22 protein-coding genes are annotated in these 20360 nt (G+C 69.3%); 10 read left to right on the forward strand and 12 right to left on the reverse strand.

Annotated elements, in window-relative coordinates; translation table 11 throughout:
• Positions 1-40: 40 nt before the first annotated feature.
• From FHS44_RS30155 to FHS44_RS30165, 3 genes are read right to left on the reverse strand one after another with little or no spacing between them, the layout of a single operon-like run.
• Entirely contained in the window at positions 41-415 is a 375-nt protein-coding gene (locus FHS44_RS30155; protein WP_184720792.1) for a hypothetical protein, read from the reverse strand.
• Positions 412-750 (reverse strand): hypothetical protein, encoded by a 339-nt coding sequence (locus tag FHS44_RS30160; protein WP_184720794.1) that lies wholly within the window; start codon positions 748-750, stop codon positions 412-414. Before FHS44_RS30160 ends, FHS44_RS30155 begins: the two co-directional genes overlap by 4 nt.
• A complete protein-coding gene (locus FHS44_RS30165) occupies positions 747-1046 on the reverse strand; it encodes a hypothetical protein (RefSeq protein ID WP_184720796.1) in 300 nt (99 codons plus the stop codon). The genes FHS44_RS30160 and FHS44_RS30165 overlap by 4 nt, the downstream gene beginning before the upstream one ends.
• A 677-nt stretch (positions 1047-1723) precedes the next feature.
• Here FHS44_RS30165 and FHS44_RS30170 point away from each other — a divergent pair.
• Both FHS44_RS30170 and FHS44_RS30175 read left to right on the forward strand, forming a co-directional pair.
• A complete protein-coding gene (locus tag FHS44_RS30170; protein ID WP_184720797.1) occupies positions 1724-2515 on the forward strand; it encodes a helix-turn-helix domain-containing protein in 792 nt (263 codons plus the stop codon).
• The gene (locus tag FHS44_RS30175) at positions 2503-2709 is read left to right on the forward strand and encodes a DUF397 domain-containing protein (RefSeq protein ID WP_184720799.1); all 207 of its coding nucleotides are present in this window, start codon (positions 2503-2505) and stop codon (positions 2707-2709) included. Before FHS44_RS30170 ends, FHS44_RS30175 begins: the two co-directional genes overlap by 13 nt.
• A 105-nt stretch (positions 2710-2814) precedes the next feature.
• Here FHS44_RS30175 and FHS44_RS30180 read toward each other — a convergent pair whose 3' ends face one another.
• The 4 genes from FHS44_RS30180 to FHS44_RS30195 are packed head-to-tail and all read right to left on the reverse strand — an operon-like array spanning position 2815 to position 5916.
• Positions 2815-3753 (reverse strand): NAD-dependent epimerase/dehydratase family protein, encoded by a 939-nt coding sequence (locus FHS44_RS30180; protein WP_184720801.1) that lies wholly within the window; start codon positions 3751-3753, stop codon positions 2815-2817.
• 29 nt (positions 3754-3782) lie between these two features.
• Positions 3783-4694, reverse strand: a complete 912-nt coding sequence (locus FHS44_RS30185; RefSeq protein ID WP_184720809.1) for a formylglycine-generating enzyme family protein — start codon at positions 4692-4694, stop codon at positions 3783-3785.
• A 2-nt stretch (positions 4695-4696) separates the two neighbouring features.
• Positions 4697-4972, reverse strand: a complete 276-nt coding sequence (locus FHS44_RS30190; protein ID WP_312863873.1) for a MoaD/ThiS family protein — start codon at positions 4970-4972, stop codon at positions 4697-4699.
• 5 nt (positions 4973-4977) lie between these two features.
• Positions 4978-5916 (reverse strand): NAD-dependent epimerase/dehydratase family protein, encoded by a 939-nt coding sequence (locus tag FHS44_RS30195; RefSeq protein WP_184720814.1) that lies wholly within the window; start codon positions 5914-5916, stop codon positions 4978-4980.
• Positions 5917-6172: 256 nt separating this feature from the next.
• On the opposite strand from FHS44_RS30195, the gene FHS44_RS30200 reads away from it, so the two are divergent.
• Positions 6173-7525 carry an NsdA family TPR-like regulatory protein gene (locus FHS44_RS30200; RefSeq protein ID WP_221461484.1) on the forward strand — a complete coding sequence of 451 codons (1353 nt, stop codon included), beginning with the start codon at positions 6173-6175 and terminating at the stop codon, positions 7523-7525.
• 274 nt (positions 7526-7799) lie between these two features.
• A complete protein-coding gene (locus tag FHS44_RS30205) occupies positions 7800-8372 on the forward strand; it encodes a P-loop nucleotide/nucleoside kinase family protein (protein WP_184720816.1) in 573 nt (190 codons plus the stop codon).
• Between the two features lie 28 nt (positions 8373-8400).
• On the opposite strand, the gene FHS44_RS41985 is transcribed toward FHS44_RS30205, so the two are convergent.
• Positions 8401-8532, reverse strand: a complete 132-nt coding sequence (locus tag FHS44_RS41985) for a hypothetical protein (RefSeq protein ID WP_281401621.1) — start codon at positions 8530-8532, stop codon at positions 8401-8403.
• Between the two features lie 360 nt (positions 8533-8892).
• On the opposite strand from FHS44_RS41985, the gene dpgA reads away from it, so the two are divergent.
• From dpgA to dpgD, 6 genes are read left to right on the forward strand one after another with little or no spacing between them, the layout of a single operon-like run.
• Positions 8893-10017 carry a 3,5-dihydroxyphenylacetyl-CoA synthase DpgA gene (gene dpgA / locus FHS44_RS30210; RefSeq protein ID WP_184720818.1) on the forward strand — a complete coding sequence of 375 codons (1125 nt, stop codon included), beginning with the start codon at positions 8893-8895 and terminating at the stop codon, positions 10015-10017.
• 45 nt (positions 10018-10062) lie between these two features.
• Positions 10063-10773, forward strand: a complete 711-nt coding sequence (gene dpgB, locus FHS44_RS30215; RefSeq protein WP_184720820.1) for an enoyl-CoA-hydratase DpgB — start codon at positions 10063-10065, stop codon at positions 10771-10773.
• 19 nt (positions 10774-10792) lie between these two features.
• A complete protein-coding gene (gene dpgC / locus FHS44_RS30220; RefSeq protein ID WP_312863863.1) occupies positions 10793-12022 on the forward strand; it encodes a (3,5-dihydroxyphenyl)acetyl-CoA 1,2-dioxygenase DpgC in 1230 nt (409 codons plus the stop codon).
• Entirely contained in the window at positions 12019-13695 is a 1677-nt protein-coding gene (locus FHS44_RS30225) for a thiamine pyrophosphate-binding protein (protein WP_221461485.1), read from the forward strand. Before dpgC ends, FHS44_RS30225 begins: the two co-directional genes overlap by 4 nt.
• A 31-nt stretch (positions 13696-13726) precedes the next feature.
• The gene (locus FHS44_RS30230) at positions 13727-15166 is read left to right on the forward strand and encodes a benzaldehyde dehydrogenase (protein ID WP_184720824.1); all 1440 of its coding nucleotides are present in this window, start codon (positions 13727-13729) and stop codon (positions 15164-15166) included.
• Positions 15166-15969 (forward strand): enoyl-CoA-hydratase DpgD, encoded by an 804-nt coding sequence (dpgD, locus tag FHS44_RS30235; RefSeq protein WP_184720826.1) that lies wholly within the window; start codon positions 15166-15168, stop codon positions 15967-15969. The genes FHS44_RS30230 and dpgD overlap by 1 nt, the downstream gene beginning before the upstream one ends.
• A 51-nt stretch (positions 15970-16020) precedes the next feature.
• On the opposite strand, the gene FHS44_RS42490 is transcribed toward dpgD, so the two are convergent.
• The 4 genes from FHS44_RS42490 to FHS44_RS30255 all read right to left on the reverse strand — a co-directional run bounded on the left by FHS44_RS42490 (position 16021) and on the right by FHS44_RS30255 (position 20334).
• Complete coding sequence (locus FHS44_RS42490) at positions 16021-16977, reverse strand: quinone oxidoreductase family protein (RefSeq protein ID WP_184720828.1); 957 nt, start codon at positions 16975-16977, stop codon at positions 16021-16023.
• Positions 16978-17068: 91 nt separating this feature from the next.
• On the reverse strand, positions 17069-17683 hold the full coding sequence (locus FHS44_RS41990; RefSeq protein WP_184720830.1) for a CatB-related O-acetyltransferase: 615 nt from the start codon (positions 17681-17683) through the stop codon (positions 17069-17071).
• Between the two features lie 74 nt (positions 17684-17757).
• Positions 17758-19260, reverse strand: a complete 1503-nt coding sequence (locus FHS44_RS30250) for a class I SAM-dependent methyltransferase (RefSeq protein ID WP_184720831.1) — start codon at positions 19258-19260, stop codon at positions 17758-17760.
• Between the two features lie 78 nt (positions 19261-19338).
• Positions 19339-20334: a quinone oxidoreductase family protein gene (locus FHS44_RS30255; protein WP_184720834.1), complete on the reverse strand. Its 996-nt coding sequence runs from the start codon at positions 20332-20334 to the stop codon at positions 19339-19341.
• Positions 20335-20360: the final 26 nt, after the last annotated feature.

Raw genomic sequence — 20360 nt, forward strand, 5'->3', positions numbered from 1 at the left:
CAGCGGGTGGGATGGGTCCCCACCGCCCGCCGTACCGGCTTCAGGAGCGCAGCAACCTGCGCAGTCCGACAGGCCGCCGACCAGCGCGGATAGTGTGGGCGCCGTGGGTCTGGAGGGCACGGGCGACGGCGACGGCCTGGATGCTCGGCGGCACCAGCGGGGATGCCTGAGCGGTCAGGCGAGTGGACACCTGCCTGGGCGTCTGGGCGGCCAGCTTGCGGTCCAGATCCTCAGCCGAGTCGGCCCGCACCAACAGCACAGCGCCGGGCTCCGGCCTGCCGGACAGGGCGTGTCGGTAGGCGCTCCACAACCCGGTCTGCGCGTTGTGGAAGACCAGCCAACCCGGGTGGGCCGTCTGCAGGGTGTCGCAGGTTCGATCCGCGTATGGACGGGTCGTGTTGAGCAGGGGCATCATGCCGCCCTCCCACCCCGGCGCCGCCTCCTGGTGGTCCCCTCAGCGGGCGGGCTCTCCCCGCCGTCGTGCGGGGTCGGCGCGGCCGGAACCATCCGGGCCATCTCCGCCTCCTGCATCCGCCCCTCCAACCCCTCCGACGTGGCGTCCTCGACCACCACGACCTGAGGACCGTCCCAGGACGCGACGGCGTAGAAGCTGCGCTTTCCCAGGCTGTAGAGCACCGTCCAGTCAGACCACACCTGGTCAAGGCGTTCGGCCTCGGCCCGTGCCGGGCCATCCCAGACCCGCTGATACACCGAGGCGTACGGCTGGCCGTCGCGGTGCCGTCCCGTCACGAGGACACCCCCTCAACAGCGGTCCGGGCCTTCTCCTCCTGCGCGGCGACGGCGGCCTGGACCTCCTCGAAGGTGTCGGCGTCCACCGCCGGTTCCACCCCGGCCCTCAACGCGACGCGGGGGAAGGCCCGCTTGCGGATGGCCCAGTACCGGCCGGTGTCACTGACGATCAACCGCCAGCCCGGGATCGCCGGGGTGGAAGCGGGGGTGTTGTGCATGATCTGGACCTCCGTGATCCGATCAGAGGCATGCCTGGCCAGGGTGATCGCCAGACGGGCCTGCCCTACGGGGGACAAGACAAAGAAGGGGGCGCGCCGTACAGCACCGCCCTGTGGAGGCCGGGCCGACAGGTCGTATGAGTGCGGGGGAGGCGGCAGCGGCCTTCGCGTCGAGGCGGCTTGCTCGCTGCGGGCCGTACTCGATCCTCGGAACGACCGGGGCGTCGCAGTCTGGTCCAGGAGATCCCGGACCGGGGAGTACCAGGGAAGGAACGTCGGACCCGCTTGGGCAACGACGACCGGCCAGGCCGTACCGGCACAACAGGCTCCGAGACCGGCTCAGCGGGCGCTTCCGGCTTGGGTTTCCCGTCGGCGAGCCAGAGCGTGACCGCTTGCTGTGCCTTGTGCAGCGTCCGCGCGCCGCGCCACAGTGTTGTGATTTGCCATTGATTCACTTCAGGTGCCTCTTGTAGAAGCCGAGGCGTGGTGGTTGCCGTTGGCATGAAATCACCGACTTATCCGAGTTTCGACCTACCATTCACCAAGACGCAGCATCTGTCGTCTTCGACGGTGCCGAGGTCAAGCATGGAGGCTCGGGCCACCCATCGGTATGTTTTCTTCGCGATATCTGGCCGACAAAGGAATGCATCTCCCTTGTATTGAGTGTCGTGTTAATGTCGCAGTACGGTTATGGAAAACAACCCTTTGCATCCGCAGTCAGGGAGGGGTCTGTGAATCCTCATACGAGCGACCAGATGTCACCTCGGGCCCGGTTCGCCGCCGATCTGGCCGAATACCGCAAATCCGCAAAAATGACGCAAGCCACCCTGGCCAGTCGGATTCGTTGCCATGAGTCGCTCATCAGCCACATCGAAAACGGCCGCCGCACGCCCACGCTCGACATCGCCGAGGAGGCCGACCACGTCTTCGGCCTGGACGGCCACTTCGCCGCCCTGTTCACGAAGATCTCCCAATCACCCACACTGGGGTGGTTCGCCCGCTGGGTTGAGGAGATCGAGCCCCGCGCCGTCATTCTGCAATCGTGGGACCCACTGCTGATCCCGGGCATTCTGCAGACTTCCGACTACGCCCGCGCGATCTTCCAGACGACCTCCACCCCAGAACAGGTAGACGAACGCGTCCAGGCTCGCACCAGCCGGATCGCGATCTTCGACAGTCCGTCCCCACCGACCTTCATCGCCCTCATCGACGAAGACGTACTACACCGCCCCATCGGGGGCCCCAACGTCCTGGCGGCCCAGTTGCGCTACCTGCTGGAGATGGCTCATCATCCACGCATAACCATCCAACTGGTTCCTACCGCCGCAGGGTGTGTGCCTGGCATGATGAGCGCGTTCGCACTGGCGCGACTACGTGACGGCTCCGAAGTGGTATCCGCCGATTCGGTCTTGTCCGGCCAGGTAACCGCCGACCACGACGCCGTGGCACGCATCAAACAGCGATATGACAGCATCAGAGCGGATGCTCAGCCAAAAAGCGTCACCCATCAGACGATAGAGGATGCGATCAGGAAATGGACCAAGTAGACCTTGGCGGCGCCTCATGGAGAAAGGCCACTGCCAGCGGCGACAACGGGCAATGCGTGGAAGTCGCCACCAATCTCCCTGGCGTCGTCGCTGTCCGTGACAGCAAGGACCCTTCCGGTCCGGCCCTGGCGTTCACCCCCGCCCAGTGGCGCTCGTTCATCGGCCGTGTGAACACCGGCGCCTTCGACGTCTGACCCCGCGCTTCCGCGTGAGGCCTCGGTGCTGACACGGTACCGAGGCCTTGCGCGTGTCGGGGATCGCTCACACGGTGGCGGCGGGGGACACGTTGCGGAGGTGTCTTAGGAGAGCGTCCGGTCGGGCTGGCCGTCGCGTACCCATGTGTACACGCGGGTGATTCCTTCCTCGATGGGAGTGGTGGCCGTCCATCCCAGGTCATGTTCGGCGGCGGTGGCGTTCAGGGCGCTGCGCTGGAGTTCGCCGGGCCGGGCGGCGGCGAAGAGCGGTTCGATGTCGCGACCGGCCACCTGACCGATGTGCTTGATCAGCTCCAGGACGCTGGTCTCCTGGCCGGTGCCGATGTTCCACACCCCGCCCTCTTGGGTGTCGCCCGCGGCGAGGAACGCGGCGGCGACGTCGCCGACATAGACGTAGTCGCGGGTCTGTGTGCCGTCGCCGAAGATCGTGGGTCGCTGGCCGGTGTGGGCGTAGCCGGAGAAGATCGCCACCACGCCGGCCTCGCCTGCGGGGTCCTGGCGGGGTCCGTAGACGTTGCCCAGCCGCAGCGCGGTGTGGCGGGTGCCGTACAGCCGATTGAACAGGCCGAGATACTGCTCGGCGCAGTACTTCGCCGTGCCGTACGGGGCTTCGGGTGCGGGTTGGACCTGCTCGTTGGAGGGGATGGGCGCCTCCATTCCGTACAGGGCGCCGCCGGTGGAGGCGAACACGAGTTTGGCGTCCACCTGGCGGGCGGCCTGCAGCAGGTTGATGGTGCCGCCGATGTTGATGGCCGCGTCACGCGCCGGGTCGCTGACCGATGCCCGGACGTCGATCTGCGCGGCCAGGTGGTAGATGATCTGCGGTTGCGCCTCGGCGACCACGGCGTTGACCGAGGCGGCGTCGGTGATGTCGATCTCCCAGAGCCTGGGGCCCTCGGGAAGGCGGCTCGTCCGGCCGCTGGAGAGGTTGTCGAGCACGTGGACGGTGTCGCCGCGTTGGAGGAGGGCATCGACGATGTGGGAGCCGATGAATCCGGCGCCGCCGGTGACGAGTGTGCGCATGCCCGGCAGCCTAGGGGCGCTCACGCTGGCTAACGTGAGAAATCGAGCTGCTCCGTGTCCACGTCGGCCGCGCAGCGAAACCCGGTCGCCCAGGTGCTGTAGGACGGATGGCAGGCGATGCGTTCGGTGGTGCGTACCTGCCAGCGCATGTTCATCCAGCCGCCACCGCGCAGGACACCGTAGCGTCCCTGGGCGAGGCGCAGGATCGGGTCGCAGTTCACTTCCGGCGCATACAGCCGATAGGGGGTGGCGATCCATTCGGCGACGTTGCCCGCCATGTCAGCGAGCCCGAAGGGAGAGTCGCCGCCTGGGAACGCGCCAACCGGTGTGGTCGCCGGCCGCTCACCCTGGCAGGATCGCCGCTGGGCCCACCAGCGATGCCAGTCGGTCAGGTCGCCCAACAGCCGTTCGGCCCAGTGCTCAGCACAGTTGACGCACGCGGGATCGAAGTCCTCTCCCCAGGGCCAGGGCCGCCAGGTGGAGCCGTGTGCGGCGTACTCCCATTCGGCCTCGGTGGGCAGGCGTTTGCTTGCCCAGGCGCAGTAGGCCTCAGCGTCGGCGCGGGCGATGTGTACCACCGGATGCCGCTGGCGGCCGGTCAGGTCGCTCCCGGCTCCGGAGGGACTCCGCCAGCAGGCTCCGGCGCGTTCCTCCCAGAAGTGTTCGCCGTAGACCAGTCCAAACCCCCGCTGTTCGGCCTCGGTTCGATAGCCGCTGGCACGGACGAAGAGGTCGTAGGAGGCATTGGTGACCGGGTGACGATCCAGCAGGAAGGGTGCTACCTGGCAGGGGTGTCGCGGGCTCTCGTCAGCGAACCAGGTCCGCGGGTACGGCTGGGCGTCACCGACCTGGTCCAGGTGCGCGCCCGGCGCTCCGATCAGCACCCGGCCGCCGGGGATGGCCACCATGTTGGCCCTGCCTTCTGCGATCGTGTCGGTCATGGTCAGCCTCCTGCCAGCGCGGGTAGCACGACGATCTCGCTATTGGTCGGCACCACGGTGTCCAGGCCCTGCAAAGCACGAACGTCGTGCTCTCCCACGTAGAGGTTCACCCAGCTCACCAACCGGCCCGGTTCGGCCAGGACTCGCGGCTTGAGGACGGGGTAGGCCTCGACGAGCCAGTCAATGGCGCCGCCGACCGTTTCCGCAGTGCACTGCAACGATGGGTTCTGGATTCCTCCGACGGCACACCACGCCGAGGGAATCACGATGACGACCACGGCGGTCAACCGGCCTGCGCCGTACGGGCCCAGGCGACGGTGCGCTCGATGCCCGCGCGCAGCGGCACCGTCGGAGTCCAGCCGAGCAACTCGCGGGCCCGGCTGATGTCCGGGCAGCGCATCAGGGAATCCTGCGCACGGCCAGGGACGATCTCGACATCGCCCGAGCCGACCACCTCGACCACCAACTCGGCCAGCTCCCGGATGGTGACCTCCTGGTCGGAGCCGAGGTTGATGGGGCCGCTCTGATCGCTGTCAAGCATGGCGATCATCCCACCGACAAAGTCATCGATGTAGCACAGCGATCGAGTCTGGGTTCCGCCGCCGTGCAGCGTCAGCGTCTGCCCGGCCATCGCACTCCGAATGAACGCGGGCACCACCCGCCGGTCACTGTCGTACATGCCGCCCCCATAGACGTTGAAGGGCCGCACGATGCCGATGTCGAGGCCGTACTGGCGCTGGTAGGCGAACGCGGCTGCCTCGGAGAAGCGCTTGGCCTCGTCGTAGCACGACAGCGGCTCCGTCGAGGACACGTTGCCGCGGTAGTCCTCACTCTGCGGATGCACGAGAGGGTCGCCGTAGATTTCGGAGGTGGAGACGAGCAGGAACCGTGCGTCATCCCGCTGGGCCAGCTCCAGCACGTTGAACGTGCCGATCGAACCGGCGTGCATCGTGGCTATCGGACGCTGCTGGACGACGTCGGGTCCGACCGGAGTAGCCATGTGCACGACCGCGTCCACTCGGCCACAGTCGATCGGGTCGATGACGTCCTGCTTCAGGAAGGTGAAGCTGTCGTTCTTGAGCAGGTCGTCCAGAGCGGTCAGGCGTCCGGCCGAAAGGTTGTCCAGTGCGGTGACCCGGTCACCCCGATTCAACAGCGCCGCGCACAAGTGGGTGCCGATGAATCCGGCACCACCAGTGACCAGAACATGTCGTGACGTCATGCCGTTTCCTTTCTCGATAAGCCTGAGTGACCGAGATGCGGTGTTCCACCGCGACCTGTGTTCGCAGCGCCCCCACCAGGCGTCGTGTGGTCGCATCCGCCAGTGAATCTGTGACGCCGGTGACAGAGAAGAGATCAACCGTTGCTTGGAGTTGCCTTCCGGTTGCCTACCGTTGCCTTCCATCGGCATGATCCTTGTATCCCGCTGACCAAGAGCCAGACTGGAATGACAACCCTCGGAGCAGGAATGAGGGCGCATGAACGTCACGGTGGACCGTCATCCGCTCGCCACGCTGCTTGATCGCAACCGCTGGACTGCGGTCATGTTCCTGAAGCGGGTTTCTGACAGGCACCGCGCCCGGGAAGGCAGCGCAACCGCCACCCGCAAGGAGAAAGTCTCTCGCTGGACCTCGGGAAGTATCACACCGGAAATCACTGTCCAAGAGGCCATGGCCGATGTGCTCGGCGTCGACCCGCAGGAAGTCCGGCGCCGAGGTTGGCCGGACTGGCTTTTTCTCGCGTTTGACGACGATCACACCATTTTGGAATCTCCGTGGACTCCAGCGGGTACCGTTCAAGCACTGGAGAGTGTAGGAGGGCCAGTGGATCGACGGGGCTTCCTGGTCGCGTCAAGCGGCGCGCTCGCCGCCATGGTCGCTCAATGGGCCACAGCCCCGCATTCGGCCGCCACCAGTACGTCAGGTCGCCGTATCGGCCAGCAGGTCGTCACCCTGTTCGACACCCGGTTGGACGCGTTACGCCATTTGGATGACCAGGTCGGCTCCGGTCAGGCGTACGACGCCGCGACCGCTGAACTGCGCCTGATCACCAGAATCCTTCGAGAGGCTTCCTACAGCGACAACACCGGCCGAAGTCTGTACACCTTGGCCGCTGAAGCCTCACAGCTGGCAGGGTGGTGCGCCTACGATTCCGGACACACCGCGACCGCCGAACGACACTTCATCACCGCGGTCCGTGCTTCAGCCAGCTCCGGCAACGACACAGCCGGGGCCAGTGCCCTGGCGTTCTGGGCCAACCTCCGCTACACCAACGGCGACCCGCGCGGCGCCCTCGACCTCATCAACGGCGCCCTGGCCTCCACCCGGAACATCACCTCTCCGCGTGTGCTGGCCATGCTCCACGCGCGCCAGGCCCGCGCCCACTCCAAGGCTGGGGAAACAGCAGCGGCCTATCGAGCAGTCGATGCCGCGCTCGACGCTTATGACCGCGCGGGCCCGGCCTCAGAAGACCTTCCCGCCATGTACTGGGTGACCGCCGGTGAACTGCACCAGGTCGCGGCGAGTTCGGCACTGTCGTTGGGCGAACCCCACCGGGCGTTGCGGCACTTCGACGCCGCCATGTCCCACCATGATCCGTACGACACGGAGAAAGAAGCCCGAGGCACAGCCATCTACCTGGCGCGTCGAGCCGAAGCCCATCTCGCGCTCGGCGACATCGACGCCGCTTTGGAGAGCGCCCACCAGGTTCTGGAACACATGAGCGGGGTGGACTCCGCGCTGAGCTCCAGCACCCTGACCGAACTCCGCGATCAGCTACGTACTCACCGGCACATCCGTGCTGTTCAGGATTTTCTCGGGTTGACCGCGTAACGCCACGGGCCGAAGCCCGTCCCACCGCGTCGAGCGCGCGGAGATCGGCAGGCCGTAGGCGAATCCGACCAGCACCCCGTTCTCCCGCGCCGCCACCGCCTCGAATCCGGCCGACGCGGCCTGCCGGAGAGTTCGCTGCCTGTGATCCTCCGGGTCATAGCCCGGCTGAATCTCATCGAAATGCTCCCGGGTACTTCCGGGGTCAAGACGGCCCATCTCCCTCTGTCCCATGGACGCATCCTCCCCTGAACTGGCCGGGGGTTAGGGTCGGGCCGTGGTCGCTGTACTGGTCAACGGACTGCCCGGGTCTGGCAAGACGACGCTTGCCAGGGCTCTGGCCGCCGAGTTGGGGCTTCCCCTGTTCAGCAAGGACGCGATCAAGGAGACCCTGGCGGAGAACCTCGGCGCGGTCCGGCCCGGTGACTGTCCTGCTGGGCAGTGGGGCAGCCTCCTTGGCCGGGCCGCCGGGGAGACACTGTGGACGCTGCTGGCCGAGGCCCGGGGGCACGCGGTGCTGGAAAGCCCCTGGCTGGCTTCGCTACGGGCCGTCGTGGTCGCGGGCCTTCAGCGCGCGGGGGTAGAGGTGGCCGATGTGCGTGAGGTGTGGTGCGAGGTGCCGGTGCGGGTCGCGCGGGACCGCTTTGCCGCCCGCCTGACCGACCGGCATGCCGTCCACGCCGACAGCGGTGGCTCCTCCGACGAGGACTGGCGGCGGTGGGCACGAGACGCCGAACCGCTCTCTCTCGGAACGGTGTATCGCGTCGACACGACGCGGCCGGTTGACGTGGCAGCACTCGCTGTCCTCATCGGCGCAGGGCCTCTGCCACGAATCTGTCCGCCTCCGTGACGACGGACAGGCTCCGCTGGGTGCCGGGTCACGTGGCGTAGCCGTGTAGCAGGTCCTCGGAGGCTTGGTCGTCCAGGGCGGGGGTGAGGCGGATGTCGACGTTGAGTGTGCACAGGTCCGGGACGGTTGAGTACCCCTCGCCGCCGGTGATTGCGGTCACGGTGAGCTTGGCAGGCAGCGGGAAATCGTCGCCGACGGTACTCCAAGGCCGGAGAAACAGCAGCGGCCTACCGAGCGGTCGAGGCCGTACCCGCCGCTTATGACCACGCGGGTCGGGCCTCGGAAGGCCTCCCCGCCCAGGCACCGCAGAGTTCAGATGCGTTCCGGGAGCCGCGCGGCCTGTTCGGTGGCACCCGGGAGGGTGGGCGCCTCACTGTGAGGGCTGTGTGAAGGGGTCGAAGAGAGGGGTGGGGCTGGGGTCGTTTTGGGGGTGGGGCGGGGTGGTCTGGTGGTGGATGGGTCTGTTGGAATGCATTTGTCGGTCGTCCACGACCGGAATTCCAAGAAAGGGGGGGACGAAATGACTCTGACCCTGTCGGAAACGGAAGCGTCGCCGCTCGAGAAACGGAACAGGGTCCTGCCCCGGATCGTTGGCATCGCCACCGCGACCCCGCCGCACTCCTATGCGCAGAGCGAACTCCTCGACATATTCGGGATAACCGACAGGCGCATCAGGTCGCTCTTCATGAACAGTGCGATCGACCGGCGTTTCCTGACCCTCCCGCCCGAGGAGCCGGGTGGTGGGCGGCGGGTGGAGACCCAGGGTGAGCTGCTGCGCAAGCACAGGACGTCGAGTGTGGAGATGGGGGCGCGGGCGGTCCGCGAGTGTGTGGCGCGCACCGGTCTCGACCTCTCCGAGATCGGCTACATCTGCTGCGTCACCACCACCGGTCTGCTCACCCCCGGCCTGTCCGCGCACCTGATCAAGGAGCTGGGGCTCAGCGTCCACACCAGCAGGCTCGACGTGGTCGGCATGGGGTGCAACGCCGGGCTCAACGGCCTGAACGCGGTGGCGGGATGGGCCGGTGCCCACCCGGGCCGCCCGGCCCTGATGGTCTGCGTGGAGACCTGTTCGGCGGCGTACGTCTTCGACGGCACCATGCGCACCGCCGTGGTCAACAGCCTGTTCGGCGACGGCGCCGCCGCGGTGATCCTGATGGCGGACCCGTCCGGTCTGCTGGAGGAAGGCCACGTCCGCGCCGAGGGACCGACCATCCTCAAGTTCTCAAGCTGCATCATCCCCGACGCCATCGACGCGATGCGCTACGACTGGGACGAGGACCAGGGCAAGTTCAGCTTCTTCCTGGACCGTGACGTGCCGTACGTCGTCGGCGCGCACGCCGAGCTCATCATCGGGCGGCTGCTGGCGGACACCGGGGTACGGCGCAGCGACATCGCGCACTGGATCATCCACTCCGGCGGCAAGAAGGTCATCGACTCGGTCCAGATCAACCTCGGACTGACCAGGCACGACGTCCGGCACACCAGCGGGGTGCTGCGGGACTACGGAAACCTCTCCAGCGGTTCCTTCCTGTTCTCCTACGAACGGCTGATGGCCGAGGGACGCGTCCAACCGGGCGACCACGGAATCTTCATGACAATGGGCCCCGGCTCGACCATTGAAACCGCCCTCGTCCGCTATTGACCAATTAAAAAGACATATTTCGCGCTTTTCGAGAGAGGGACTTCTATGTCCGTCAGCGAACTGCTTCCCACACGTACCGAATCGACCGGGATCCACGTTCTCGTCGACAGCTCGGAGCCGCTGACCGAGCAGCTCGTCGGCCAGTTGGCCAGGCTCTGCGACGAGCTTGAGGACGCCGAGAAGACGACCTTCGCCGTCCTGCACATCGAGGGCGCCCCCGGCGTCCGCGAGCGGCCCTGGCCCGGCGAGGTCGGCATCCACCTGGTCAACAAGTGGGAGCAGGCGCTGCGTCGTCTTGAGCGCTCCCCGGCCGGGGTCGTCGCGGTCGCCAGCGGCGAGTGCGCGGGCCCGGCCCTGGACATCCTGCTCGCCGCCGACCACAGGATCGTCACCGCCGACGTCCGGCTGAGCGCCGCGGTCACCTCGGGACGGCTCTGGCCCGGCATGGCCGTACACCGCCTGGCTCAGCAGTTGGGTGTCGCCCGCGCCCGCCGCCTGGTCCTTTTCGGTACGGAGGTCACCGCGAGGGAGGGCGTCGAGCTGGGGCTGTTCGACCACGTCGCCGTGGACCGGGCGGGCATCAGCGACGCCATCCTGAGTGCCGCCGAGCTGCTCAGCGGCATGATCGGCGGCGAGCTGGCGATCCGCCGCCGCCTGCTGCTCGACGCCGTCACCACCAGCTACGAGGAGTCGCTCGGCGCCCACCTGGCCGCCTGCGACCGGACGCTCCGCCACCAGTCCGCCGACCGCGCCTGACCCCGAGGGAGTAATCGCCGTGAACCTTTCCTTCGCCGCCCCGGAGACCATCGGGAAAGTGGACACCACGCCGCAGGCCAGGCTCGCCAGGCAGCGCTTCCTGCGCGAGCACGTCGGCGAGTTGTACGGCGAGCTCACCGAGGGGCGCACCCGTCATCTGCGGATCGAGGAACTGCTGCGCCGGGCGGGGGTGGCCTTCCCCGACCTCGTTCCCGGTCAGGAGCAACTGGCCGCGGAGGAGGGGCTGCGCCAGGCCGACAAGCAGGGCCTGGAGATCGACCAGGGCATCTTCCTGCAGGCCGTACTCGCCCACCCCGAGTCGGGCAGGCACCTGATCGACGCGATGCTCCGCCCGACCGAGCGGGCACTGAGCCTGCTCCCGGAGTTCAGCCGCACGGGCGAGGCCGACCTCGGGGTGGTCAGGATCGAGCGCCGGGACGGCGTCGCCCACCTGACCATCCACAACGAGCACTGCCTGAACGCCGAGACCAGGGCCCACGTCGAGGACATGGAGACCGCCGTAGACCTGGCCCTGCTCGACCCGGAGACCACGGCGGGCGTGGTGCGCGGCGCCCCGATGACCCACCCGCGCTACCTGGGGCGGCGGGTGTTCAGCGCCGGGATCAACCTCACCGAGCTGCACGAGGGCGGCATCGGCTACGTCGACTTCCTGATGCGCCGCGAACTCGGCTACATCAGCAAGCTCTACCGTGGCCTGCTCCTCGATGAGGAGGAGGCGTGGCCGCAGCGCACCCTGGAGAAGCCGTGGGTGGCCGCCGTGGACTCCTTCGCCATCGGCGGCGGAGCGCAGCTCTTGCTGGTCTTCGACCACGTGATCGCCGCCGCCGACAGCTGGTTCAGCCTGCCCGCCGCCGACGAGGGCATCGTCCCCGGTCTCGGCAACCTGCGTCTCGTCCGGTTCCTCGGTGCCAGGGGCGCCCGCCAGGTGATTTTGTCGGGGCGTAAGATCTGGGCCAACGAGCCCGACGCCAGGGCTCTGTTCGACGAGGTGGTCGACCCCAAGGCGATGGACGCCGCCGTAGAAGCCGCCGCCCACCGTCTCGCCAACTCCGCCGTCGTCGCCAACCGTCACATGCTGCACCACGCGGAGGAGCCCGTGGAAACCTTCCGTCACTACCTCTCCGAATTCGCCTTCCAACAAGCCCTGCGGATCTACAGCCAGGACGTGATCGCCAAGGTGGGCAGGTCATGGACCCGCGACCGCCGTCCCGTGGAGGTAACCGGGTGAAACCCATCGAGGCGATGCTGGAGATTCTCAGGGCCGAGGGCGTCACCACCGTCTTCGGCAACCCCGGCACCAGTGAGCTGCCCTTCACCGACGCGCTCGCCGAGGCCGGGGACATCGAATACGTGCTCGGCGCCCACGAGGGGTCGGTCGTCGCCATGGCCGACGGCTGGGCCCGCGCCACGGGCCGGACCGCATTCGTCAGCCTGCACATCGCGGCGGGCCTGGCCAACGGCCTGGTCGGGCTGCTCAACGCGGGCCGTTCCCGCACCCCGATGGTCGTCACCGCGGGTCAGCAGGACCGGCGTCACCTGGCCAACGACCCGATGCTCTCCGGCGACCTGGTCGGCCTGGCCGCCGCGGCGGTCAAGGAGACCTTCGACGTCCAGCACGCCCACGACCTGCCGCTGATGCTCACCCGTGCCTTCGCCGCCGCCCGGCGCACCCCGGCCGGGCCGGTCTTCCTGTCCATCCCGATGGACCTGCTCGCCGAGGACACCCAGGTCGAGCTGCCGGGCCGTACCGTCGTGACCCCGCAGGGACCGGCGACCGAACTCGCCGCCGCGGCCAGGCTGCTGGCCGAGGCGGAACGTCCGGCGATCGTCGCGGGTGACGCCGTAGGCCGTGACGGCGCGGTCGCCGAGCTGGTCGCGCTGGCCGAGGCGCTCGGCGCGGTGACCTACCACCAGCCGATGTACGACAACCTCGACTTCCCCACCACCCACCCGCTGTACGGCGGCATGCTGATGCCCACCTACACCGCGATCCGGCGGACCCTCGCCGAGCACGACACCGTCCTGATCGTCGGCACCCACGCCTTCATGGCCCACCACTACACCCCGGGCTCCCCGATCCCGGAGAACACCGTCGTGCTCCAGCTCGACGCCGACCCCGCCGAGCTTGGCCGCAACTTCGGGGTACGGCTCGGCCTGCACGGCGCCCTGCGTCCCAGTCTCGCGGGCCTCACCGCCGAACTTGCGGGAGGCGTTCCGTCTGTTAAAAAACGGATCGCCGCCGCTGCCGCGCGGGCCGAGGAGAAGCGCGCCGCCGTCGAGAGCGCCGCCCTCGCCGTGTACGGCACCGCCCCCCTCGACCCGCTGGCCGCCGCCCACGCGGTGGCCCAGGGACTGCCCGGGGACGCGGTCGTGGTCGAGGAGGCCATCACCACCGGGCTGCGGCTGCGCGAGGTGCTCCGCCAGGACCGGCCGGGGTCGTACGTGCACACCGTCGGCGGTGGCCTCGGCTGGGGCATCGGCGCCGCCATCGGCCGCCGGATGGGCGACCCCGACCGGCCCGTGGTCGCCGTCCTCGGGGACGGCTGCGCCATGTTCGGCCTCCAGGGGCTGTGGGCGGCCGGGCACTTCGGGGTGCCGGTGACCTTCGTGGTGATGAACAACGGCGAGTACCGCACCCTCAAGGAGACCCTGGACGGCTGGGGGAACAGCCGCTCGACCGACACCGGCAACTACGTCGGCCTCGACCTCACCCCCGCCGACGACCGGCACCGCCTGGACTTCCGGGAGGCCGCCGCGTTCTTCGGCGTCGAGGCCGTCCGCGTCACCGATCCGAAGGAACTCACCGAGGTCGTCGCCGAGTCCGCGCTGCGGACACGGCCCCTGCTGATCGACGTCCCCATCAGGGGACACGCGCCCAGGCCCGCGCCCGGCGCGACCTGATCGACTCACACGTCACAAGGAGGTGGCCGCGATGAGCGGTCTGATCCAGTTGGACGCCGGGCCCGACCCCGAGCTCTCCGGTGACCGACTCCAGGTGCGGGAGCCCGCCACCGGACTGCCGCTCGCGGTCGTCACGCTGGCGAGCCCCGCCGACATCGCCGCCGCCGTGGACGTCGCCCGGGAGGCACAGCCCTCCTGGGCGGCGACGCCGCCGACCGGGCGGGCAGCCGTACTGCGCAGGGCAGCGGCCGCGCTGGAACGGCACCGCGCCGAGGTCGCGGACCTGCTGGTCCGCGAGGGCGGGGCGATCCGGGGCAAGGCGGAGCACGAGGTCGGCGCCGTCCTGGACGAACTGTGGGCGGCCGCCGCGCTGCCCACCCGCCCGCAGGGCCACCTCCTGGCCGCCGAGCCGGGCAGGGAGAGCCACGCCCGGCGGCTGCCGCTCGGCGTGGTCGGCGTGATCAGCCCGTGGAACGTGCCGCTGCTGCTGGCCACCCGCGCCGTCGCCCCCGCCCTGGCCCTCGGCAACACCGTCGTCCTCAAACCCGACGTGCGCACCCCGCTCTCCGGGGGCCGGGTCCTCGCCCGGATCTTCGAGGAGGCCGGGCTGCCCGAGGGGGTGCTGCGCGTCCTGCCGGGCGGCGCCGTACCGGGACAGACCCTGGTGGAGCACCCCGACGTGGCGATGATCGCCTTCACCGGCTCGACAGCCGTCGGCCGCAGGATCGGCGCGGTCGCCGGGGGCATGCTCAAGCGGGTCTCGCTCGAACTCGGCGGCAACAGCCCGCTGATCGTGCTCGACGACGCCGACCTGGAGGCCGCCGCCTCGGCCGGTGCCTGGGGCTCCTTCTTCCACCAGGGCCAGATCTGCATGGCCTCCGGCCGTCACCTGGTGCACCGCGCCGTCGCCGACCGCTACCTCGAACTGCTCGTCGAACGCGCCGGGAAGCTGCGCGTCGGCGACCCCTTCCGCGAGCAGGTCGATCTCGGCCCCGTCATCGACGGCGGGCAACTCGACCGGATCGAGCGGATCGTCGGGGAGTCCGTCGAGGCCGGGGCCAGGCTCCTGGCCGGAGGAGTGCGCCGCGGTCCCTTCTACGAGCCGACCGTGCTGGCCGGGGTCACCCCGGACATGCCGGCCTTCACCGAGGAGATCTTCGGCCCGGTCGCCCCGGTCACCGTGGTCGCCGACGACGACGAGGCCGTCGCGCTCGCCAACCGCACCGCCTACGGCCTGTCCGCCGCCATCCAGACGGGTTCTGTACGGCGTGGCCTGGCCATCGCCGACCGGCTGCGCACCGGCATGGTGCACGTCAACGACCAGACCGTCAACGACGAGTCCCACGTGCCCTTCGGCGGCCGTGGCGCCTCGGGCAACGGCACCCGGCACGGCTCCGAGCACAGTTGGGACGAGTACACCCAGTGGCAGTGGCTGACTGTCCGCGAGACCCCGGCGAGGTATCCGTTCTGATGGCCGGAGAGCTGACCCGCCTGCGGTACGTGAAGAAGGGCCGGGTGGGTTACGTCACCCTCGACCGGCCCGAGGTGCTCAACGCCATGGACCTGCGGATGCACGAGGAGCTGCGCGGGGTCTGGGACGAGATCGAGGCCGACGACGACGTCTGGGTGGTGGTGCTCGCGGGCGCCGGGGAGCGGGCCTTCTCCGTCGGCCAGGACCTCAAGGAGCTGGCCGAACGGGTGCGGGCGGGCACGTCCCTGTCCACCTTCGGCAGCCGGGGCAGACCGGGCTATCCCCGGCTGACCGAGCGGTTCGCCTTCGCCAAGCCGGTCATCGCCAGGGTCCAGGGCTTCGCCATGGGCGGCGGCTTCGAGCTGGCGCTCGCCTGCGACATCATCGTCGCCGCCGAGGACGCGGTCTTCGCGCTGCCCGAGGCGAAGCTCGGCCTCGTCGCGGGCGCGGGCGGGGTGTTCCGGCTGGCCCAGCAACTGCCGTACCGGGCCGCGCTCGGCCACCTGATGACCGGCCGCCGCCTGACCGCCCGCAGGGCCCTGGAGTACGGACTCGTCAACGACGTCGTCCCGGCCGGGGAACTGGACGCCTGCGTGGACGGCTGGGTGCGCGACATCCTGCGCTGCGCCCCGCTGTCCGTCCGCGCCATCAAAGAAGCGGCCGCCCAGGCCGTCACCACCCCGCTCGAACGGTCCTTCGCCACCCGCCACGTGTGGGAGGAGCGCCGGATGCACAGCAGGGACGCCCTTGAGGGGCCGCTCGCCTTCGTGGAGAAGCGCGAACCCGAGTGGACCTGCACCTGAAACCAGAGAGCCGCCCCCGGTTCGCCGGGGGCGGCTCTTTTATGACCTGTTCTACGGGACGATCACCAGGCGCTTGCTCTTGTCCTCGGACTGCCACGCCTCCTCGATGTCGGCCAGCGGCACGGCCTGGGTGTCGATCTTGATCTCACCCGCGGCGGCGCCGGCCAGCAGCCGGTTGAACATGTCGAGGAAGACCTTGGGCGGCGGGAAGCCACCGCCGACGATGGTCAGGCCCGCGCTGCGGACCGTACCGGCCGCCAGCTCGATGGTCGCCCCCGCGGACTCGCCGATCTGCAACAGGCGCGGCCCGGACGACTGCAGGTGGAAGTCCTTGCGGGAGATGGCGGCGAGCAGCGCCTCGGTCGGCTTGCCCCACACGTAGTCGAGGATCACGTCGTAGCCCGTGTCGCCGCCCGCCGCGACGAACGCCTCCGTGATCTCCTCCTGGGTGCCGTTCAGCGAGACTGTCGCGTCCGCGCCCAGCTCACCCAGGGTGTCCAGGACCGCCTGGTTGCGGCCCGCGGCCACCACCCGCCCGGCGCCCAGGTGCTTGGCGATCTGGATCGCCAGCCTGCCCGACTCGCCGGTGGCGCCCAGCACCAGCACGGTCTCCCCGGCCTGCAGCTTGGCGCTGTGCTCAAGCGGGATCCACGAGGACAGCGCCGGGTTGGGCAGCGCCGCCGCGGTCAGGTCGTCCACGCCCTCGGGAACCGGCCAGGCGAGGTGCACCGGCACGACGGTCGTCTGGGCGAACGAGCCGTACGGCTTGCGCGGCCCGCCGAAGAACACCCGGCTGCCGTCCTCCAGCAGACCGGCACCGTCCAGACCGACAACCGCGGGAAGGTTCTCCGAGCTGGCGAAGTGGCCGCCGCCCGCGACCGCCTTGGTGGACGGGTTCAGCGCGGCCGCGAGGACCTTGACCAGCACCTCACCCTCCCCGGCGACCGGGTCGGGGAACTGCTCGAAACGAGGCGGCTTGCCGAGGGTGTGAAGGACTGCGGCTTCCACGGTGCTACTCCATTCAGGGAGATATGAGTGGTGCTGTGCGGGGACGCGGCCGGTACGCCTGCGGACGTACCGGCCGCGGGATCGGGGGACGTCAGCCGAGCAGGCCGGCTTCCTTGGCGACGAGTTCCAGTTCGGCGGGGGAGCCGGTGAAGATGGTGCGGACGTGCTCGGTGACGGCCCCGACCGGCCAGTCCCACCAGGCGATCCTGGCGAGCCGGTCGATGTCCGCTTCCTCGAAGCGCTTCTTGATGAGCTTTCCGGGGTTGCCGCCGACCACGCCGTAGGCGGGAACGTCGGAGGTGACCACGGCACGGGTGCCGATGATAGCGCCGTCGCCGATCTTCACGCCCGGCATGATCACGGCCTCACGGCCGATCCACACGTCGTTGCCGACGACGGTGTCGCCCCGGCTGGTGACGGTGGCCAGCGCGTCGATGGTCTGCTGGGTCCAGTCGCCGCCGAACATGAAGAACGGGTAGGTGGTGGACCCGATCATCGGGTGGTTCGCGGCGGGCATGATGAACTGGGTTCCGGTGCCGATCGCGCAGTACTTCCCGATGACGAGTTTCTCGGGGCCGAAATTGTAGAGAACGTTCCTGGCCTCGAACGCGGCCGGGTCGTCGACGTCGGCGTAATAGGTGTACTCCCCGACCTCGATCAGCGGGGAGGTGATGAGGTTCTTCAGGAAGACGACTTTGTTGTCCATTCCCGGAATGTAGGTCTGGGAAGGATCGGGAATGACGGGCACGGCATCTCCTCGTGGGGGGAAATCGGCGGAGACTATTCTTTGACGGCGGTGAGGAACAGGAAGTTCCCCGGTCCTGAGAGATCGCGTACGGCCATGCCCGCCTCGGCCAGCCAGCCGGTGAGCTGCTCCGGGTCGAAGGAGCCCCGGTGGGCCTGGCGCTCAAGGCGGCGCTGGAAGTGGCGGTAGAGCGGGTCGGACGCCTGGCGGAAGGTCAGCACGGTGAAGGTGCCGCCGGGGCGCAGGCAGCGGCCGACCTCCTGGATCGCCCGCTCCGGCTCGGGGATGGCCTGCAGTGCGTTCCAGCAGTTCACCCCGCCCAGGGTGGCGTCGCCGAACGGCAGCTTCAGTGCGCTGCCCCGGACGGTGAGCACCCCGCCCAGCTTGGCCCGCAGCTGGGCCAGCATCTCGGCGGAGAGGTCGAGCGCCACCACCCGGTCCTCACCCAGCGAGCGGGTGAGCACCCTGGTCCAGCGGCCGGCGCCCGCCGCCAGGTCGAGCAGCGGCCCCTCGACCGGCCTGACGTGCTCGGTCAGGTAGTCGTCCTCGTCGTCGAGCGACACCCAGCCGCCCCAGTTGGCGCCCATGATGCGGACGAAACCGGCCCGCAGGCCACGCTCGTACCGCCCGGCCAGCAGCGGGTCACTCGGGCCTGACGGCTCGTCGTGGAAGTCCAGCAGCCCGTCCCGCACCGGGAACGAGGCCCCGCAGCCGTCACAGTCGGGGCTATCGGTGCTCTTGGTGCCGTCGGACAGCGGGCCGAGGCAGCTCGGGCAGCGGAAGGCGGCGGCGTGGCCACGGAAGACGTCGGAGCCGTCGGCCGGTCCCGTCGTGCGCTCCGCTTCGCCCGGGACGGCCGTCACGAACGGTGAGACGGCGGGGCCGTACTCGGCGGACCACAGGGCCTTGGCACCCGCGTAGGCGAGCAGGGCGCGGGTCTCGGTCGCCCACAGCCCGGCGCCGCGTCCCTCGGGCAGGCCGAGCCACTCCTCAAGGGCGGGGTTGGCGGCCCGCTCCTCCTCGGTCAGGCCCCACACGGCGGGGGAGGGGAAGACCCGGCCGAGGTTCCACCGGGTGGCGGCGTCGGCGGTCTCGTACGGCTGGAGGCAGCGGGTCAGCCGGGAGAGGTCGTCCTCGTCCAGACCGGCCGTGGCCACGGCGGCGAGGATCGGCTCGCGGTCCTCGGGGAAGTGGGCCAGCAGGAAGACCAGGGCGGCCTCACGGCCCGGATCCTTCTGTCCATCTCCCAGCAGCCGCAGGTAGAGGTCCAGGCCCTTCCTGACGGCGGGGTGACCGGGGGAGTCGGCCTCGGCGAGCAGCCCGAGCAGCACGGCCAGTTTGGCCTGCTTCCTGGGAGGAACGGCGCCGAGAAGATCCAGCAGGGCGGGAATGTCGGAGAGCGCCTCGGGGCGGACGGAACCGTCCTCCCAGAATTCCGCGGTGAGGCGGCGGAATGCGCTGTCGAGTTCCCCGGATGACGCGTCGGTGAATTTGTCGATCGTGGCGCGCGCAACGGAAATCGTGCTCGTGTCACCCATATCGCGGAGTCTAACCTTCCTGGTCCGTGCACTTAATGCGAAAAGGAGTTCCGGCCGAATGTCAGGGGTAATAGGGGTTCACGGGATGAGCAGAACACGTCCGCTGGTACGGCGCTGCTCGACGGCGGCGTGCGCCTCGGCGGCCTGGGCCAGCGGGTAGCGCGAGTCGATACGGACGGACAGCTTTCCCTCGCGCATCCACTGGAAGGCCCGCGCCAGGAAGTCCAGCGGCGGCCAGGACTCGTCGAAGAAGTGGGGCAGGCAGAAACGGGTGACGTAGAGCGAGCCCTTGTCGTTGAGCGTCATCAGGTCCAGCGGCGGGACGAAGCCGCTCGCCTGACCGAAGTTGACGAGGTAACCGCGCGAGGCGAGGCTGTCCAGGTTGTCGGCGAAGGTGTCCTTGCCGACCGCGTCGTAGACCACCTGGACGCCCTTGCCGCCGGTGATCCGCCTGACCTCGGCGGGCAGGTCGGCGGTGGTGGTCGAGACGATCACCTCCTCGGCCCCGGCCTCCTTGGCGACGGGGGCCTTCTCCTCGCTGGACACCACCCCGATGACCCTGGCGCCGCGCATCCCGGCGAACTGGGTGATCAGCGTGCCCACACCACCGGCCGCCGACTGCACCAGCGCCCAGTCGCCCTCGGACAGCGGGTAGGCCTCGTGGGTCAGCTTGTAGGCCAGCAGCCCCTGCACCGGCAGCCCCGCGGCCTCGTCGAGACCGATGTCGTCCGGCACCGGGATCAGCTGGGCGGCCGGGGCGATGACGTGCGACGCGTACGACCCGGCCGCCAGAGCCCAGGCGACCCGGTCGCCGACCTCGACGCCGGTCACGTCGGGGCCGAGCGCCTCGACGTAGCCGGACCCCTGGTAGCCGGGTTCGAGCGGCAGCGCCGCGTCGGCCTTGTAGTAGTCGCGCCTGGCGAGGTCACCTCGGCGGTTGAGGATGTCGAAGAAGGTGACGGCGGCCGCGTGGGTGCGCAGCAACACCTCGCCGAGGCCGGGGGCGGGCAGTTCGAGGTCCTCCAGCTCCAGCACCTCGGGGGCGCCGTAGGCGTGCTGACGGATGATCTTCATGGGGGGTCCCTCTCTCGGGCGTGACG

This window comes from Streptosporangium saharense (genome assembly GCF_014203715.1).
GTDB classification, from domain to species: domain Bacteria; phylum Actinomycetota; class Actinomycetes; order Streptosporangiales; family Streptosporangiaceae; genus Streptosporangium; species Streptosporangium saharense.